The sequence below is a fragment of the Pseudomonas synxantha BG33R genome, from assembly GCF_000263715.2.
GTDB classification, from domain to species: Bacteria; Pseudomonadota; Gammaproteobacteria; order Pseudomonadales; family Pseudomonadaceae; genus Aquipseudomonas; species Aquipseudomonas synxantha_A.
Window position 1 is genome coordinate 1,927,608 of record NZ_CM001514.1, and the last position, 17,666, is coordinate 1,945,273.

General features: G+C 60.1%; 14 protein-coding genes. 8 read left to right on the plus strand and 6 right to left on the minus strand.

The genetic code is table 11. The annotated features are described in order from the left end of the window. The first annotated feature begins 9 nt into the window (after positions 1–9). From kdpA to PSEBG33_RS18380, 5 genes are all read left to right on the plus strand, one after another. On the plus strand, positions 10–1,704 hold the full coding sequence (gene kdpA / locus PSEBG33_RS18400; protein WP_005786344.1) for a potassium-transporting ATPase subunit KdpA: 1,695 nt from the start codon (positions 10–12) through the stop codon (positions 1,702–1,704). Positions 1,705–1,714: 10 nt separating this feature from the next. Then, a complete protein-coding gene (kdpB, locus tag PSEBG33_RS18395; protein WP_032803383.1) occupies positions 1,715–3,778 on the plus strand; it encodes a potassium-transporting ATPase subunit KdpB in 2,064 nt (687 codons plus the stop codon). A gap of 27 nt (positions 3,779–3,805) precedes the next feature. Then, complete coding sequence (gene kdpC, locus PSEBG33_RS18390) at positions 3,806–4,351, plus strand: potassium-transporting ATPase subunit KdpC (RefSeq protein WP_005786347.1); 546 nt, start codon at positions 3,806–3,808, stop codon at positions 4,349–4,351. Between the two features lie 126 nt (positions 4,352–4,477). Then, on the plus strand, positions 4,478–7,129 hold the full coding sequence (locus PSEBG33_RS18385; protein ID WP_005786349.1) for a sensor histidine kinase: 2,652 nt from the start codon (positions 4,478–4,480) through the stop codon (positions 7,127–7,129). A 46-nt stretch (positions 7,130–7,175) separates the two neighbouring features. After that, positions 7,176–7,865 (plus strand): response regulator, encoded by a 690-nt coding sequence (locus PSEBG33_RS18380; RefSeq protein ID WP_005786351.1) that lies wholly within the window; start codon positions 7,176–7,178, stop codon positions 7,863–7,865. A gap of 115 nt (positions 7,866–7,980) precedes the next feature. On the opposite strand, the gene PSEBG33_RS18375 is transcribed toward PSEBG33_RS18380, so the two are convergent. After that, positions 7,981–9,018: a patatin-like phospholipase family protein gene (locus tag PSEBG33_RS18375; protein WP_005786353.1), complete on the minus strand. Its 1,038-nt coding sequence runs from the start codon at positions 9,016–9,018 to the stop codon at positions 7,981–7,983. Positions 9,019–9,223: 205 nt separating this feature from the next. Between PSEBG33_RS18375 and PSEBG33_RS18370 the strand changes: the two genes are divergently transcribed. The 3 genes from PSEBG33_RS18370 to PSEBG33_RS18360 all read left to right on the plus strand — a co-directional run bounded on the left by PSEBG33_RS18370 (position 9,224) and on the right by PSEBG33_RS18360 (position 11,195). Next, the gene (locus tag PSEBG33_RS18370) at positions 9,224–9,502 is read left to right on the plus strand and encodes a hypothetical protein (protein WP_005786355.1); all 279 of its coding nucleotides are present in this window, start codon (positions 9,224–9,226) and stop codon (positions 9,500–9,502) included. 44 nt (positions 9,503–9,546) lie between these two features. Continuing rightward, positions 9,547–10,308: a CHAD domain-containing protein gene (locus tag PSEBG33_RS18365; protein WP_005786356.1), complete on the plus strand. Its 762-nt coding sequence runs from the start codon at positions 9,547–9,549 to the stop codon at positions 10,306–10,308. Positions 10,309–10,397: 89 nt separating this feature from the next. After that, positions 10,398–11,195, plus strand: coding sequence for an acyl-CoA thioesterase (locus PSEBG33_RS18360; RefSeq protein WP_005786358.1), 798 nt, complete (start codon positions 10,398–10,400; stop codon positions 11,193–11,195). A 6-nt stretch (positions 11,196–11,201) separates the two neighbouring features. On the opposite strand, the gene PSEBG33_RS18355 is transcribed toward PSEBG33_RS18360, so the two are convergent. The 5 genes from PSEBG33_RS18355 to PSEBG33_RS18340 form a co-directional block, all read right to left on the minus strand. Beyond that, the gene (locus tag PSEBG33_RS18355) at positions 11,202–11,564 is read right to left on the minus strand and encodes an Mpo1-like protein (RefSeq protein ID WP_005786360.1); all 363 of its coding nucleotides are present in this window, start codon (positions 11,562–11,564) and stop codon (positions 11,202–11,204) included. Between the two features lie 116 nt (positions 11,565–11,680). Then, positions 11,681–12,070 (minus strand): hypothetical protein, encoded by a 390-nt coding sequence (locus tag PSEBG33_RS18350; RefSeq protein WP_005786362.1) that lies wholly within the window; start codon positions 12,068–12,070, stop codon positions 11,681–11,683. Next, positions 12,070–12,363, minus strand: coding sequence for a polymorphic toxin type 47 domain-containing protein (locus PSEBG33_RS30070; RefSeq protein ID WP_157264133.1), 294 nt, complete (start codon positions 12,361–12,363; stop codon positions 12,070–12,072). Before PSEBG33_RS30070 ends, PSEBG33_RS18350 begins: the two co-directional genes overlap by 1 nt. A 63-nt stretch (positions 12,364–12,426) precedes the next feature. Next, the gene (locus tag PSEBG33_RS18345; protein WP_005786365.1) at positions 12,427–12,831 is read right to left on the minus strand and encodes an Imm50 family immunity protein; all 405 of its coding nucleotides are present in this window, start codon (positions 12,829–12,831) and stop codon (positions 12,427–12,429) included. After that, entirely contained in the window at positions 12,828–17,543 is a 4,716-nt protein-coding gene (locus tag PSEBG33_RS18340; protein ID WP_005786367.1) for an RHS repeat-associated core domain-containing protein, read from the minus strand. Before PSEBG33_RS18340 ends, PSEBG33_RS18345 begins: the two co-directional genes overlap by 4 nt. Positions 17,544–17,666 lie beyond the last annotated feature (123 nt).

Genomic DNA, 17,666 nt, shown 5'->3' on the forward strand with positions numbered 1-17,666 from the left:
GAGCGGGCTATGCACAGTTATGACTATTGGCTGATCATCGCCTTTTTTGCCGTGGTACTGGTGCCAGCACCGTTTTTGGGGCGGTTCTACTACAAGGTGATGGAAGGCCAGCGCACGTGGTTGACGCCGGTGTTGGGGCCTGTCGAAAGGGCCTGTTATCGCCTCTCGGGCGTGGATGCGCAGCAGGAACAGAGCTGGCAGAAATACATGCTGGCCTTGCTCGCGTTCAACCTGGCGGGCTTCTTGTTGTTGTTCTCGATCCTGTTATTCCAGGGCTCCCTCCCACTGAATCCGCAGAAGTTGCCGGGTCAGGAATGGACCCTGGCGTTCAACACCGCCGTCAGTTTCATGACCAATACCAACTGGCAGAACTACAGCGGTGAGGCGTCCCTAAGTTATCTCAGCCAGATGGCTGGCCTCACTGTGCAGAACTTCGTCAGTGCGGCGACCGGTCTCGCTGTCCTGGTTGCCTTGTGCCGTGGGATCGGGCGCAAATCTGCCCATACCCTGGGCAACTTCTGGGTCGACATGACCCGCGCCACCCTCTACGGCCTGCTGCCGTTGTGCCTGGTGCTCGCACTGTTTCTGGTGTGGCAGGGCGTGCCGCAAACCTTCGCCCACTATGTTGACGCCGTCACGCTGCAGGGCGTGGACCAAGTGATTCCCTTGGGCCCGGCCGCCAGCCAGATTGCGATCAAGCAACTGGGCACCAATGGCGGCGGCTTCTTCGGGGTGAACTCGGCGCATCCGTTCGAAGACCCGACAGCCTGGGCCAACCTGTTCGAAGTGGCCTCGATCATTCTGATCCCGGTGGCGTTGGTATTTACCTTCGGCCACTACGTCAAGGACCTGCGTCAGAGCCGGGCGATCCTCGCGTGTATGCTGGCGCTGTTCCTGATCGGCGGCGCGACGTCGCTGTGGTCCGAGTACCAGCCCAATCCGACCCTGAACAACCCGGCCGTGGAGCAAACCGCACCGCTGGAGGGCAAGGAAACACGCTTCGGTACCACCGGCACCGTGCTGTGGTCGGTGACCACCACCGCGGCATCCAACGGCTCGGTCAACGGTATGCAGGACAGCCTCAGCCCGCTGAGTGGGATGGTGGCATTGGTCAACATGATGGTTGGCGAAGTGATCTTCGGCGGCGTTGGTGCTGGCATGTACGGCATGTTGCTTAACGTACTGATCGCGGTGTTCCTTGCCGGCCTGATGATCGGCCGCACACCGGAATATCTGGGCAAGAAACTCCAGGCCAAGGAAGTGCAATTGCTGGTGGTGACCCTGCTGGTCATGCCGGTCGGCGTGCTGGTGTTGAGTGCCATCGCCGCCAGCCTGCCGGGCCCGGCGGGCGCGATCAGTAACCCTGGCCCCCACGGCTTCAGTCAGTTGCTTTACGCCTATACCTCGGCCAGTGCCAACAACGGTTCGGCGTTTGCCGGCCTCGGCGCCAACACCGCGTTCCATAACCTGATGCTCGGCCTGGGCATGTTGATCGGTCGCTTTGGCTACATCCTCCCGGTGCTGGCCCTGGCTGGCAGCCTGGCGATGAAGAAGGCCGCACCGATTGGCCAGAACAGCTTCCCCACCCATGGCGCGCTGTTCGTCACCTTGTTGACCGTGACCATTTTGCTGGTGGGCGGCCTGACTTTCCTGCCGACGCTGGCGCTGGGTCCTATCGCTGAACACCTGAGCATCGGCTTCTGACCAAGGGGATATGAATATGAACATGCCTGCAAAAAACGCGGCCCCGGTCAAAACCCAGGAGCCTGCCAAAACCGCCATCTCGGCGCTCTGGCGCCCGGCGCTGGTCCAGGCGTTCGTCAAGCTGGACCCACGCCAACTGCAACGTTCGCCAGTGATGCTGGTGGTCGAACTGACTGCCATCCTCACCACCGTATTGTGCTTCGTGCCCGATACCACCGTGCCCACCTTTGTCGCCGTGCAAATCGCCGTGTGGCTGTGGTTCACCGTGCTGTTCGCCAACTTCGCCGAAGCCCTGGCCGAAGGCCGCGGCAAGGCCCGCGCCGACAGCCTCAAGGCTGGCAGCGAAGGTTTGAGCGCCCGGCGCCAGGAGGCCGATGGCAGCTTCAAGGTGGTGCCGGCCACCAGCCTGCGCAAGGGCGATGTGGTCCGTGTTGCCGCGGGGGAAATGATCCCCGGTGACGGCGAGGTCGTCGAAGGTATTGCGGCGGTCAACGAAGCGGCGATCACCGGCGAATCCGCCCCGGTCATCCGCGAGTCCGGCGGTGACCGCTCGGCCGTTACCGGCAACACACGGCTGGTGTCGGACTGGCTGCTGATTCGCATCACCGCCAACCCGGGTGAGTCCACGCTGGATCGCATGATTGCGTTGGTGGAAGGCGCCAAACGCCAGAAAACCCCCAACGAAGTCGCACTGGATATCCTGCTGATCGGCCTGACCCTGATCTTCCTGCTGGTAGTGGTGACCTTGCAGCCGTTCGCGCATTTTGCCAATGGCAGCCTGCCTCTGGTGTTTCTGGTCGCACTGCTGGTGACGCTGATCCCCACCACCATTGGCGGCTTGTTGTCGGCCATCGGCATTGCCGGCATGGACCGCCTGGTGCGTCTCAATGTGATCGCCAAGTCCGGCCGCGCCGTGGAAGCGGCGGGGGATGTGCATGTGTTGTTGCTGGACAAGACCGGCACCATCACCTTCGGCAATCGTCGTTGCTCGGCCGTGGTCGCGGCGCCTGGGGTCAGTGGCCGGGAACTGGCTGAAGGCGCGTTGCTGGCATCCTTGGCCGATGACACGGCGGAAGGCAAATCCATCGTTGAATACCTGCGTGCCTTGCACCCGCAGGCCGAGCCAAGCCTGGATGAATTGACCGCTGTACCCTTCAGCGCCGAGACCCGCTTGTCGGGTGTCGACTATCAGGGCCGCGTGTTCCGCAAAGGCGCCGTGGATTCGCTGCTGGCGTTTATCGGCCAGCCACGCAGCGAGCTTTTACCTGCGCTGTCGCGGGAAATCGACAAGATCGCCCAAAGCGGCGGCACCCCATTGCTGGTCTGCGCCGATGGCAAATTGCTCGGTGCGATCCATCTCAAGGACGTAGTCAAGCCCGGCATCCGCGAGCGGTTTGCCGAGTTGCGCAAGTTGGGGATTCGCACCGTGATGGTCACTGGCGACAACCCCCTGACCGCCGCCGCGATTGCCGCTGAAGCCGGGGTGGATGACGTGCTGGCCGAAGCCACGCCAGAGAAGAAACTCGCGCGTATTCGCCATGAACAAAACGATGGTCGCCTGGTTGCCATGTGCGGCGACGGCGCCAACGACGCCCCGGCGCTGGCTCAGGCTGACGTCGGCATGGCCATGAACGACGGCACCCAGGCCGCGCGCGAGGCGGCCAACATGGTCGACCTCGACAGCGACCCGACCAAGCTGCTGGACGTGGTGCAGATCGGCAAGGAATTGCTGGTAACCCGTGGCGCGTTGACGACCTTTTCCATCGCCAACGACGTGGCCAAGTACTTCGCAATCCTGCCGGCGCTGTTCGCCTCGATCTACCCGCAACTGGGCGTGCTCAACATCATGCACTTGCAGAGCCCGCAGAGCGCGATCCTCTCGGCCATTGTGTTTAACGCCTTGATTATCGTGGTGCTGATTCCTCTGGCGCTGCGCGGTGTACGGGTGCAAGCGGCGAGTGCGGCGGCCTTGCTGCGGCGCAACCTGCTGATTTACGGCCTGGGCGGGCTGTTGGTGCCGTTCGTGGGTATCAAAGCCATCGACATGCTGCTGACGGCGCTGCACCTGGTTTGACCTGTCTGATTTATTGAGGATTTGACTATGACAAACATCATCCGCCCAGCCCTGAGTCTGCTGGTACTCATGACCCTGATCACCGGCGTCGCCTACCCGCTGGTGGTCACGGGCGTGGCGCAAGTGGCCTTCCCCGACCAGGCCAATGGCAGCCTGGTGCACGACGCCAGCGGCAAGGTGCGCGGCTCCAGCCTGATCGCCCAGGACTTTACCGGCGACAGCTGGTTTCATCCACGCCCGTCAGCAGGAGCCTTTGCGACGGTGTCCAGCAGTGCCAGTAACCTGGGCCCCAGCAATCCGGCCTTGGCGACCCGCATAGTCGAGGATGCCGGCAAACAATCAGTGCCTGGCCAGGGCCCGGTGCCACTGGCCTCGCTGACGACCTCCGGCAGCGGCCTTGATCCACACTTGCCACCGCAGGCGATTGCCTATCAACTGGCGCGAGTGGCGGCAGCGCGCAATGTGCCGGTGGCGACCTTGCAGCGGTTGCTGGATGAGCACATCGAAAGCCCGTTGGTAGGGCCGCCGGTGGTAAACGTCCTGGCGCTGAATATGGCTTTGGAAGCGTTGTAAGCAAGGCGATCGCCATCGCGGGCAAGCCCGGCTCCCACAGTGGAATGCATTCCACTGTGGGAGCCGGGCTTGCCCGCGATGGCGGCCTTGAAGACTCTCTATAAATACCTGAAGGAACCCCCGAGTATGAGCGACTCCGGCCGCGCCGATGCCCTGTTAGCCGATCTGCCCCGGGCTGGCCGTGGCCGGCTCAAGGTCTTCCTCGGCGCCGCGCCTGGCGTGGGCAAGACTTACGCCATGCTTCAGGCGGCCCACACCCAACTGCGTCAGGGCGTACGGCTGATTGCCGGGGTGGTCGAAACCCACGGCCGCGCCGAGACCGAAGCCTTGCTCAGCGGCCTGCCGCAACAACCGCTGTTACGCAGCGAATACCGCGGCGTGATGCTCGAAGAAATGGACCTCGACGGCCTGCTCTCCGCCAAGCCCAAGCTGGTGCTGGTAGATGAACTGGCCCACAGCAACGCCCCCGGCAGCCGTCATGAAAAGCGCTGGCAAGATATTCAGGAATTGCTCGCGGCCGGTATCAATGTGTTCACCACGGTCAACGTCCAGCACCTGGAAAGCCTCAATGATCAGGTGCGTGGCATCACCGGCGTGCAAGTGCGCGAAACCCTGCCGGACTGGGTGCTGCAAGAGGCCGACGAACTGTTGCTGATCGACCTGCCATCCCGCGAACTGCTCGAACGCCTGCGTGACGGCAAGGTGTATGTGCCCGAACAGGCGCGTGCGGCCATCGATGCGTTTTTCACCCAGACCAACCTCATGGCCCTGCGCGAACTGGCGATGCAAACCGCCGCCGCCCACGTCGACGATGATCTGGCCCAGGGCTATCGCCAACTCGGCCAGGCCGCGCCGGCGGTACGTGGGCGTTTGCTGGTGGGCGTGGATGGCGATGCGCAAGCCGAACGCCTGGTGCGTCATGCCAGCCGTGTGGCCCAGCGTCGGCATTTGCCTTGGAGCCTGGTGCACGTCGACAACGGCCGAGCGCGGGATGAGCAATCGCGCCTGCGTCTGCAGAACGCCCAGCAACTGGCGGAGCGGTTGGGCGGCGAAGTGGTGTTATTGCGGGCCGGGGAGGTCGCCAAGACCCTGATCCAGCACGCCGCCGAACGCCGTGCCAGCTTGTTGCTGGTGGGGCAGTCGCGGATGCGCTGGCGCCGGCGCTTGTTCGGTGGTGGCTTGGCGGCGCGGCTGTTGCGCAATGCCCGTGGCCTGGAAATCAACGTCCTCGACAGCGATGACATACCGGCGCCGCCACGCTTGCCGGATGTGCGCGGGTTAGTGTGGTTCGATTACGCGTTGGCGGTGGTTGCCACGGTGGTTGCTGCGGCCGTGGCGTGGGCCGTGTCCAGTGTGTTGCCGCTGCCGAATATCTCGCTGGTGTTTCTCGCTGCCGTATTGCTGGTGGCGGTGCGCAGCAGCCTGGGGCCGTCGCTGGTGTGCGCGGCGCTGTCGTTCATGACCTACGATTTTCTGTTTATCCCGCCGAACTTTTCCTTCGCCATTCAGCGCGAAGAGGATGTGCTGACCCTGCTGTTCTTCCTGCTGATGGCCGCCCTGACCGGCAACCTCGCCGCGCGCCAGCGCCGCCAACTGCAGGCGTTGCGCGATACCCAGGAAGAAACCAGCGAGCTGCTCGACCTGTCGCGCAAGCTCACGGCGGCCACCGATCGCCAAGCCGTGATCAGCGCCGCCGCCCACCATCTGCAAGGCTGGCGCGACCTTGACTTGTGTCTGGTCAATCGCGACGGTCAGGGCGGCTGGACGGTCGAGACCGGTGGCCCGCTGACCCTCACCGAAGCCGAACGCGCTGCCGCCGATTGGGCCTGGCAGCATGATCAGCCTGCCGGTATGGGCACCGGCACCTTGCCGTTCGGACGTTGGTGGTGGTGGCCGTTGTCAGGTGAAGAGGGGCCGCTGGGCTTGCTCGGTGTCAGCGCCAAACCGGGCCTGGAGTTGAGCGGGCAACGCCGACGTTTGCTCACTGCCTTGAGCCAGCCGCTGGCCCAGGCGCTGGCGCGGGCGCAGTTGGGGCAAGAGTTGGAGTCGGCGCGTCTGCACGGCGAAACCGAACAACTGCGCAGCGCCTTGCTGGCGTCGGTGTCCCACGACTTGCGCACGCCGTTGACCTCCATGCGCGGCAGTATCGATAGCCTGCTGGCCCTCGGCGAAGCCATTCCCATGGAGGATCGTCGCGAATTGCTTGAAGGCACCCGTGATGAGGCCGAGCGCCTGGACCGCTATATCCAGAACCTGCTGGACATGACGCGGCTGGGCCACGGCGCGCTGAAACTGGCGCGCGACTGGGTGTCACCCGGTGATATCGTCGGCAGTGCCCTCGGGCGTTTGCGCGCGGTGCTGGCGCCATTACAAGTGAGCACCGAGGTGCCGTCGGAACTGCCCTTGTTGTATGTGCATGCAGCCTTGATCGAACAGGCGTTGGTCAATGTGCTGGAAAATGCCGCCCGGTTTTCGCCGCCCCAGGGTCGCTTGCAGTTGCGCGCTGGCGTGCAGGATGAGCAGTTGTTTTTTGCCGTGGCGGATGAAGGGCCGGGGATTCCCGAGGACGAGCGTGCGAAGATTTTCGACATGTTCTATACCGCTGCTCGCGGTGATCGAGGCGGACAGGGCACTGGCCTCGGTTTGGCGATCTGCCAGGGCATGGTGGGCGCGCACGGCGGGCATATCAGCGTGGCCGATGGCATTGATGGGCGGGGTACCTGCATCACGTTGTTTCTGCCGCTACAATCTCAACCTGGCTTGGACACTGACCTTTGAATGGCTCCTGAATGGGGTGATTCTTTAACGGATTTTGACGGACACCATGAGCCAGACCGCGACGATTCTAGTCATTGATGACGAACCGCAGATCCGCAAATTCCTGCGCATCAGCCTGGCCTCCCAGGGCTATAAGGTAATCGAGGCCGGCACCGGCAACGAAGGCCTGGCGCAAGCGGCCCTGAACAAACCGGACCTGCTGGTGCTCGACCTGGGGCTGCCCGACATGGACGGCCAGCAGGTGCTGCGCGAGTTTCGCGAGTGGTCGACGGTGCCGGTGCTGGTGCTGTCAGTGCGGGCCAGTGAAGGCCAGAAAGTCGAGGCTCTTGACGGTGGCGCCAATGACTACGTGACCAAGCCCTTCGGCATCCAGGAATTCCTCGCTCGGGTGCGTGCGTTGTTGCGTCAGGCACCGGCGGGAGAGGCTCAGGAAGCCGCCTTGAGTTTTGGCCCGCTGACGGTGGACCTGGCCTATCGCCGCGTGCTGCTGGACGGTGCCGAAGTGGCATTGACCCGCAAGGAGTATGCAGTGCTGGCGCAACTGGCCCGGCATCCGGGGCGGGTGATTACCCAGCAGCAATTGCTCAAGGATATTTGGGGCCCGACTCACACCGAAGACAGCCATTACCTGCGTATCGTGGTGGGGCACCTGCGCCAGAAACTGGCGGATGACCCGACGCAGCCACGGTTTATCGTGACCGAGGCGGGGGTGGGGTATCGGTTGCTAGGTGCCTGAGTCTGTGGTGCCTGCGCTGGCGACATTGCAGGCAAGCCAGCTCCCACAGTTGAAATGCATTCACCTGTGGGAGCCGGGCTTGCCCGCGATGAGGCCATCAGCAACACCCACGCGCTCAACTCTGCTCACTCTCATACCGATCCAACGTATCACTGGCAATCTCCCGCCCCAGGGCGATCAGCTCCGGCGCCTTGTAGAACTCGAAGAACCGGCACACTCGCTTCGGCACGTTGATCAGCACATCTGGCGGGTAGCCTGCGATCTTGTACTGCGCCAATGACGTCTGCATCACCTCGAAACTCTGGTTGATCAGGTCCAGCAGCGACGCAGGCCCGACGTTATCGATAATGAACGAGCCGGTCGCCGACTTCGGTGCGCCGGCTTTTTCCGGCGCGGCAGCGGGTTGCTGGGATTCGGGTTCAGCCGACTCCAGCCACGGGTTGATCTCTGCTGCCTGGGCCTGCAAGGCTTCCTGTTCGAGCTTCATCAACTGCTCGGCCTGTTTGCGGCGAAATGGCAGGTGCGATCCGAGCGACTTGGCCAGGCTGTTGAAGCGGCTCTTGAACGCCGGCGGGCGCTGGATCACCGGCAGCCGATAGTGCTTCTGGTTGGTGGCGTTGAGGTTGACCGCGATGATCAAGTCACAGTGGCTCGACACCACCGGCACGATAGGCAGCGGGTTGAGCAGACCGCCGTCCACCAGCATCCGATTGCCTTGCATCACCGGGGTGAACAGGCTTGGGATCGCCGCCGATGCGCGCATGGCCTGGTGCAGGCAGCCTTCCTGAAACCAGATTTCCTGTTGGTTGGTAAGGTCGGTGGCCACGGCGGTGTAGGGGATGCGCAGCTCTTCAATATTGATCTCGCCGACGATTTTGCGAATCTGCCCGAAAACTTTTTCGCCACGAATCGCACCCAGGCGAAAGCTCACATCTACCAGGCGCAATACGTCGAGGTAGTCCAGGCTTTCGATCCAGTTTCGATATTCGTCCAGCTTGCCTGCGGCATAGATGCCGCCGACCACCGCGCCCATCGAACAGCCGGCGATACAGGCGATGTCATAGCCGCGTCGTTCGATTTCTTCGATCACCCCGATATGGGCGTAGCCCCTGGCTCCCCCGGAGCCCAGCACTAAGGCAACACGTTTTTTCATGTCCCAGTCCTTCGCAAAACAGGTGCCCACAATGCACCCATCCGGGGGGCGGCTTCAATCTTCGGTTATTTTTCGAGGATAACCTTTGTGCTCGGGTATGCTCTGGCAATAGGTACGACCGATTTCAGGCTAGGGACAAGGCACTTTTCCCTGTGGGTAACGTCTACAGGCTACGAATGATTTTGCTTATTTTGAGGTGTCATCAATGAAAGCCTGGATGTGTGTGCCTGTGATCGTGCTGGCCTTGGCCGGCTGTGCCGGCAAGACGGCCTACCGCGACAGCTGCGGTTCCCAATTGGATGCCGCCTGGAAAGAACTCGATCTGGCCAAGGCTGAAGGTTTTGCCGGCACCGTGAGTTACTCCAAGGCTCTGTCGCTATTGACTGGCGCCAAGACCCAGCAGCAGTTTGAAGCGTTTGAAGGGTGCTCCAACAAAGCCCAGAAGGCGCGGTTCTATATTCGTGAGTCTCGCGCCGGGCGTTGACCTGTAGCGGCGAGTAGGATTATTCATTGGAAAGTGAGGGCAGGATGTCAGCGTTGGTCAATCAGTTAGTCGCCCAGGTCATAGGCCTGGAAGTAGGGTTACTGAGCTGCCAGGCTCGCCTCGCCGCCGTCACTGACGATGAAGCCCTGCATGATTTGCGCACCACCGTGCGGCGCTTGCGCAGCTTGTTGCGGCCTTTGCGCGGGCTGCCCGGTGTGGAACAGCTTGAATTGGCCGCCAGTACGGTTGGCCAATTGACCACGCCGCTGCGTGACCGCGAGGTCCTGGCGGCGTATCTGCATCAGCACGGTTATCACGAGGCGGCTGATCGGCGCCTGCGCCTGCAGCCCGAGGCCTATCGCCATGTGGCGCAAAGCCCGGAGTTGGCGCACCTGTTACTGATTCTGGATGCATTCCCACGCTTTATTCGCGCCTCCCAGCACCAGAAACTGCTCAAAGGCTTGCGCCCGCGCATCGAGAAACGCCTGGCCAAGCAATGGCAGAAACTCGATGAAGCCCTGAAGGATCCCGAGCATGATCGCCACCGCCTGCGGTTGCTGATCAAGCGCGTGCGTTACGCCGCCGAGGCTTACCCCGAACTGGACAAGCTATCCCCCAACGCCATGTCGCGATTGAAGAAAGCCCAAAGCGCCCTGGGCGACTGGCATGACTGCTGGCAGTGGCTGGCCCAGGCCGGGCAGCAGGCGGATCTGCAACCTTGCGTTGCCATCTGGCAGCGCACCATGCTCAAGGCTCAAGGGCAGGCTGACCGTGTGCTGGACAAACTCAGCGCCGATTGTTTTTAACGCGGTCCGGCTTTTGGCCGGAATGGGTGGTGTGCCGGTCCGTCTTGATGGTTAAGATTCCCCATCGATTTTCTTGATGTGAGGTCGCCATGCGCTTTAGTGATTTGCTCGACGCTGCCCGAAGCAACCCGTTGGACGTCACCATTCCTGCCGAATGGGCTCAGGGCCGTGCCACCTTTGGCGGCCTGGTCGCCGCTTTGCAATACGAGGCGCTGCGTGCCCAGGTGTCGGCGGATCGTCCGTTACGTTCCCTGGCCATCACCTTTGTCGGCCCGGTGGCGCCGGATGTACCTGCCAGTTATCAAGTCGAAGTGCTACGCGAGGGCAAGGCCGTCAGCCAGTTGCTTGGGCGCGTGGTCCAGAACGGTGAAGTAGCGACCCTGGTCCAGGCCAGTTTTGGCGCATCTCGAACGTCGGAAATCGACGTCGCGAGCGAACCGGCGCCAGTGTTCAAACATTGGGATGAGTGCCAGGAGCTGCCGTACATCAAGGGCGTTACCCCTGAGTTCATGCGCCACCTGGCGATGCGTTGGGCCGTGGGCGGCCTGCCGTTTACGGGCAATAAGTCCCGCGACATGGGCGGCTGGGTACGGTTGCGCGGGGATGTGAAAGAAGAGCCGCTGACCGAAGCGCATATCCTCGCCCTGGTCGACGCCTGGCCGCCAGCTTTGCTACCGCACCTGAAAACGCCTGCGCCTGGCAGCACCCTGACCTGGACCATCGAGTTCATCCAGCCGCTGCAAGACCTGACCACCCTCGACTGGTGCCAGTACCACGTCAACATCGAGCACGCCCGCGACGGCTACGGCCACGCTGCCGCTGCGCTGTGGAGCCCGACCGGCGAGTTGATCGCCCTCAGCCGCCAGACCGTGGTGGTGTTCGCCTAAGCCCTGTCAGTGGTGGTGACGTTGCCGCCAGGCACGCCACCAGCCACCGCTTAACACAAAGCGCGGGAAGGTCACGAATTGCTCGACCACCAGGCGTTGCACCGCATCTTTACGGTCGCTGAACGGCTCACTGGCCTGGGCTTCCAGGCTGTGGCCGTGACGCTGCAACGCCAGGCCCGCCACGATGCCGACCACACCGATAGCCAAGCTGGCCAAGCTCAGGCTGAACACCCCTGAAACGATCAGCAGGAAACCGACGATAAACAGCGGCACGGCAATCAGATGCAACGCCAGGTTGGTCGGGTGCTGGTGGTTTTGTGGGTAATGACGCCATTGCCAGGCGGGGAGATTGGGGTGACGTTTGCCCATGATCGTGAGTCCTCTGTCCGTTGGAACAACTTGGACAGAGTTTAGGTGCGCAGGGGCGGGGTAGCGAATCAAGGCTGGCTATTGGGGTTATAGAGAACAGTTTGGCGGAGTGATCCTCATGCCCAAATGACGCAGTCATGATCATCCATATGCACCAAAAATGTTATTTCGCTATCGGTTATCCAAAATGGATAGCCGGTGGTTTCGCCTAAAACAGATGCTAGAACTCGAGAGTTATCAATTTTCCAGGCGGTATATGCTGAGTCAAATACCACCAGAACTAGATCCTTCTCGCTGATGCGATACGGTATTTCCTTCCAAAAGTCAGGGTTGTGCTCCGTGTGTTTTTCGTTCAGTTCGGTGGAATCAAGCACGTTGCTTTGTGATTTGAAAAATTTTCTCGTCAGAGAATTTATCAATACGTTGAGTTCATTCGCATCAAGCTTCCTTGAGCTGATTTTCAAGGTGTTACATGCTTCGTCTATTTCCTCTTCCAAGTAGCTCATCAAGGGACACCTTTTTTGGAGCGGCTAAGAGGAACCAGTTTGAGCAGTATATGGCCTCTCTTTGCACCTCCACCGGACCTCTTTCCAGGAGTTTGATAGCCGATATGAGGTGATTTTGGGCCTTCTTTGCTTGGCACAAGCAGAAGGTCGTCAATATTCACTTCCACTCCCCTATTGGGCCCGCTTTGTACACGCCATTCCGTTGGAAATGATTTGCCATATTGGTCTTTGCCCCATTTTGATACGCTGTATTCAGTCTCCGGTATGCCTGTTCTGCGAAAGGCCTCATCCAAACCAACGGGGGGCGAATTGGGGCTGGCTATGGGGGCATAGTGATTACGCTATTTTTGTTCTATCTAGAAAAAATAATCGTCTGGACCATTTATGTATACATTCGGATCGCAAAGTGAAATGAATTTAGCCTTGAATTCAATTAGAGAACTTTCATTCTTTGCTTGGAAATGAAAAAGGTCATTTTGCTTAGTAATATCAACAAAAAACACCTCTCTAAGGGGGATGTTGTGTATTTTTAATTCGCGAATACCATGACAATCGATGCCCATTCTGCAGGTGTTATAGCCTTTCCCTTCCCATTTTTTTGGCAAGATATCTGGGAATTCGGGTATGTCGAACCCTAATCCAACAGAAGGTCGATCATTTTCTATTTGCAAAGAAAAAAGAGCAATTTTTCCGATTTCTATAGGCGTGCTAAAAATCTTTTCAAAAAAAATATTATGATCAAGTTCGTTCCAGTATTTCATCGGTTTTTCCTAAAGTTGTAATGATCCTTGCCGCCGTTTACGGTTCCGTTTCGAGGCTTGTCTATTGGTCGCAAATTGAAATGCGCTTTTTGGTCACCTATGCCGTCTGGTCTGCCAAATTTATGCCCGGCAGAATGGTCTTGAATAAGTACTTTAGAGCCATCTGCCCTCGTGAATTGATAAACTCTTGAATTTATGAATCTACCGCTCTCATCCAATATATTGTCATCATTCAAATCAGTCATTTTTTCTACTATGTACTGTGTCGTTCTTCCTGACTTCGGGTGTGTCATCACATCGGGGTTTTGAGTCATCGGTACATTGGCATCCCTTTTTGCTTGCCTGAACGCCCCTTTACGAGAGACATCAGGTATATCCGGTTCAGCAGGCAAAGAGCAGGTCGGTTTTTTCTTTCCTGAGCCCGGACAATTTGTACTCAATCCCAGCGGATCAATCCAGCCAGTAGGGCTGGGCACGTACTGGTACCCATTGACCCCACCCGCCAACTTCACCGGGTCCGGCGTCAGGTAACGACCGATATCCGGATTGTAGTAGCGATGGCGGTTGTAGTGCAGCCCGCTTTCCTGATCGAAATACTGCCCTTGAAAGCGCAACGGATTGTCGATCTTGCCTACGTCGAGCCGGGCGATCTGGCCGTAGGCGCGGTAGTGGGCGGACCAGACGATTTCGCCTTCGGGCGTGGTGAGTTCCTGCGGTGTGCCGAGGTGGTCGAGTTGGTAGTGGTAGGGCGTTGTGACTTGCGGTCCATAGCCTTCCAGCAGTGCCAGGGGGCGGAAGCTGCTGGGCTCGTAGATGTAGCTGCGATGACAATCCGCATGGTGTTCGGCAATCAGCTTGTCGCCTTGCCAGAAAAACTCGGTGGTCTTGCCATCCACGGTTTTGCTGACACGTCGCCCAAACGGGTCATAGCGATAACTGGCGGTTTCGCCGTTCGGTTTTGTGATGCTGATTAACCGATGCTGGCAGTCGTAGCGGTACTCAGTAACGAGTTGCTGGCCCTTGCCGCGCCGCTCGCGGATCAGGTTGCCGAAGGCGTCGTAGTCGTAATGGCGGTCGCCCTGGATCATCAGGCGGTTGCCGGCAACGATGTCCGGGCCGGGACGGTCTTGCATCAGCAGGTTGCCCGCCGGGTCGTGGGCGAAGTGCTCCTGGACGTCTTGGGAATGATCGGCGCGGGTCAGGCGATTAAGCGGGTCGTAGCGGTAGTCGTGTTGGCCTTTGCGTGTGTCGAGCAGGCGGGTGAGGGTGCCGCTTTTGTCGTAGTCGTATTGGCGTTGGTAGAGGTAGTTTTGCTGCTGCGTAACGGCGTGGGCGTGTAGGCGGTTTTGCTCGTCGTAGTGATAGTGGCTGAGCAGTTGACCTTGTTGGCGTTGGTGTTCGCGGCCGCTCTTGAATAAATGTGCAGTGAGCACCTCACCATTGAGCTCGACCGTAGCGAGATGGCCGCCTTTGTCGTGGTTGAAGGTGAGGCGGTTGTTGTCGGGCAGGCGCAGTTTTTGTAGTTGGCCGCAGGCGTCGTAGCCGTAGCGCAAGGTGCCCCAGCCTTGGTGTTCGGCGGTCAGGCGGTTTTGGCGGTCGTATTCGTAGGCCAACGCCCAGTGGCCGTCTTCGACGCTGAGGAGATTGCCTTGGCGGTCGTAGGCATAGTCGACAACGCTGGCATCAGGCAGGGTTTTTCGTACGAGGCGACCGGCGTGGTCGCGCTCGTAGCGGGTGATGAGCTGACTGCCGTCGTCGCCGTGTTCGGTCTTTTCCAGCAGGTTGCCGTTGAGGTCGTAGACGTAGGCGGTGCGTTGGCCGTCGAAGCCGGTTTCCTGCTGGATCAGGCCGTTGGGGTGGTAGTCAAGTTGGTAGGTTTCGCCGACTTCGTTTTCGATTTCGGTCAGCAGTAAGCGAACGTTGTCGTAGCGGTATTTGACCTGGGTGCCGTCGGCGTTGATACGGCGGCTGATCAGGTGCAACCCATCGGCGTATTCGTAGCGGGTGACGTGGCCCAGTTCATCGCGCTCGGCGATGATTTTTCCGTAGGGGTTGTAGCTGAATTCTCGTGTGGTGCCGCCTGGCAAGACGAGGCGAATCAACCTACCGACGCTGTCCCATTCATAGACTGTCTGTGCGCCGTGTTCATCCTCGCGGGCAATCTGTCGGCCTAAATCGTCATAGCGATAACGCTTGATCCCGCCATTGGGCAATTGCTCTTCCAGTAACTGGCCCCGCTCATTCCACACCAGCCGATGGCAACTGTGATCCGGGTACCAAACTCCGGTCAGTTGCCCGTATTTGTTGTAGCTGTAGTCAGTCGAATTACCATCTGGATCAGTTTTGTGGGTGACATCGCCTTGCTCATTACGCTCGTATTTCCAGACAGCCTCGCCGCGCCTTACAACCCGTACGAAGCCGTTGTCATGTTCGTAGGAGGTCGGCTCATCATCCCCGGGAAACAACGCCACCAAGCGTCCGGCTTCGTCGTACTGATACGCCGTCACCGCGCCCAGCGGATCCTGCTCGACGGTCAGCCGGCCTTTGTCGTCATAGGATTTGAAATGCTCGGCGCCGTCCGGATCGATCCGCTGCACCAACCGCGCCCGGTCGTCGTGGACATAGACTTCCTGGCTGCCATCGGCGTTATGCACGGTGACACGGCCGTCATCCCCCCAGGCATAGCGCGTGTCCATCTGCGAAAAGCTCGCCCAGTGCCGGACGCAGCGCGCCGCCTTGCCAGCGCGCTCCCATTCCCAAAAGAAACTCGCCCCACCGGCCAGCTGCCGCTCAAGAATGACGTGCTGATCGTCGTACCGATAACGCTCGCTTTCACCGACGGCATTGGTCGCGCAAACCAGTCGTCCAGCTTCGTCATAGGCGTAGGAAACAACGTTCTGCTCGGTTTCCCAGACGTAAGGTTCACGCCCTGTGGCGCGATGCACCTGATAGTCCACCGCGACGATTCGATCCAGCTCATAACGCAGCAGCAGCGAGCGACCAGCACCGTTATCCAGCCGCTCAATTCGCCCCGAGCGATCACGACAAATGCGTAGACGGTTGTCATACGCATCGCTGATCGCAGTCAGTACACCGTCGCGAAAGTGATAGAACCGCGACGCCTGGGCCAGCACCAGTTCATCAGGCGTCGAGCCCAAGTAGATCGCCGCTTCGGCAAGACTATTGGTGATCGCGGGTCGAGCCGCTGTAGGCAAGGGCAGGGTGGTCGAGCGGTTCTCATGGTCGGTCCACACCACCGAATCGCCCGACACACAAAGCCCGTGCGCCAGCGCATGGCTCCAGCCAAACCCCAACCCACAATCGACTTCCACCGCACTGGTGCGATACAGCCGGGTCCACTCAAACGGCAAAACCCCATCCAGCGCGCCGTCGGTGAGGGTAAGCAATTCTTCCCCGGTGACCATCGACACCGGGCAGCCGTTAGTAACCGTCTTGTCCGCAGGTGCCGCCGCATCCCCCTTCGGATTCGAAGCCACAGCCGGCGCATCATCGACGTGCTCCTGCCGGACCAATACGGTCTGCCGGGCCTTGCTTCGCACTGCGGGCACCGGGTTCGAAACCAGTTGATTCCCAGCCTTCAACGGTACAGCCGGCACCACCCTGATCGGCGTCGCCGCACTGCTCAGCAACACAGGCTTGGCGGCCTCAACATGCGTGTCCAACCGCGGCCCCGCCACCTGCCTGGCCAGCAACTCCAACAACGCCCGCGCTTGCCCGGACTTGACGCGACTGAGCATCTGCGCACCCAGCCGCAGCTGTACGCCAATACCCCGCGTGGCCCAGATCAGCAGCAGGTTGATCAAGACTTCGCCGGTGATTTCACCCAGCAACTCATACATCTGCGGCGGCGGCAGCATCCGTATCCAGGCCACCACCGCTGCCACGTAGATAAACAGCAGCGGCTCATCACTGAGCACCAGCAATCCCTTGGCCAGCGTGTCTTTGCCCAGCGCGAGCAGCGCATCCAGCTCGGCCTGGGAGAGGTACTTCAGCAACTTTTCGCTGTTGGATTTGAAGTTCGCGAGCAGGTCATACAGCTCGGTGATGTTGTCCCACAGGTTGTAGAGCGCCTTGCCGAGCCCGGTAGCAAAGGCCATGCCCTGCATTCCACTGCGTTGATAGGCTGGCGCTTTGACAAAGTCGGCCCATTGAAGCTGGAAATGCTCGTCCCACTGCTTGCGCAGATCAGCTTCCAACCCGGCAATCACTGACGTGTAGGAGGCATACAGCGCCTTGACGTGATCCTTGGAGACATTGGGGTAAAAGGTGATTTGGTATTGCTGGTCGCGGGTACAGTCGTTGACTTCGAGAATGCCGCTGGGGCCGATGGTCCGATGAAGCGGCGCGCCGACCGGGCTGCCATCTCGAGCCAGGGCTTGCAGTTCCACCTGGGTGTTGCCGATGGGTACAAACCGGGTACTTTCAAACAGATGCACCAGGGTCAACCCACCCTGGGCTTTGCATTGAGCGACGGTGCGGCTGGGTTTGTCGGAAGAGGCCGGCGCGACCAGTGCGACGTCTTCCCCAACCTTGAACACCTGCTCCATGGCAAGTGCCGAACCACTCAACAGGCTGTCGGCCCACGCGTCGAACGTGTTCAGGCAGGTACGAAAATCCGCTAAAACGCGAGTGACATCCGGCGCCTTGGGATCCATGGGGGCCAGCACAAAGCCAGCGATCACCGGAATCAAGAGCCAGCCCTGTCAACCAGGGCTCTAACGAAAACAACCATCTGCAATCCCTCGCACTATTTGATCAGGCGAGGGACTTTGCAGCGGTTCCTGGGTAAAAGAAGTCGGCGTTATTCGCGGGGA

Excerpts from the sequence above, each read along its gene's own strand:
- kdpA (WP_005786344.1), top strand. The coding sequence starts at position 10 with ATGCACAGTTATGACTATTGGCTGATCATCGCCTTTTTTGCCGTGGTA.
- kdpB (WP_032803383.1), top strand. The coding sequence starts at position 1,715 with ATGAATATGAACATGCCTGCAAAAAACGCGGCCCCGGTCAAAACCCAG.
- kdpC (WP_005786347.1), top strand. The coding sequence starts at position 3,806 with ATGACAAACATCATCCGCCCAGCCCTGAGTCTGCTGGTACTCATGACC.
- PSEBG33_RS18385 (WP_005786349.1), top strand. The coding sequence starts at position 4,478 with ATGAGCGACTCCGGCCGCGCCGATGCCCTGTTAGCCGATCTGCCCCGG.
- PSEBG33_RS18380 (WP_005786351.1), top strand. The coding sequence starts at position 7,176 with ATGAGCCAGACCGCGACGATTCTAGTCATTGATGACGAACCGCAGATC.
- PSEBG33_RS18375 (WP_005786353.1), bottom strand. The coding sequence starts at position 9,018 with ATGAAAAAACGTGTTGCCTTAGTGCTGGGCTCCGGGGGAGCCAGGGGC.
- PSEBG33_RS18370 (WP_005786355.1), top strand. The coding sequence starts at position 9,224 with ATGAAAGCCTGGATGTGTGTGCCTGTGATCGTGCTGGCCTTGGCCGGC.
- PSEBG33_RS18365 (WP_005786356.1), top strand. The coding sequence starts at position 9,547 with ATGTCAGCGTTGGTCAATCAGTTAGTCGCCCAGGTCATAGGCCTGGAA.
- PSEBG33_RS18360 (WP_005786358.1), top strand. The coding sequence starts at position 10,398 with ATGCGCTTTAGTGATTTGCTCGACGCTGCCCGAAGCAACCCGTTGGAC.
- PSEBG33_RS18355 (WP_005786360.1), bottom strand. The coding sequence starts at position 11,564 with ATGGGCAAACGTCACCCCAATCTCCCCGCCTGGCAATGGCGTCATTAC.
- PSEBG33_RS18350 (WP_005786362.1), bottom strand. The coding sequence starts at position 12,070 with ATGAGCTACTTGGAAGAGGAAATAGACGAAGCATGTAACACCTTGAAA.
- PSEBG33_RS18345 (WP_005786365.1), bottom strand. The coding sequence starts at position 12,831 with ATGAAATACTGGAACGAACTTGATCATAATATTTTTTTTGAAAAGATT.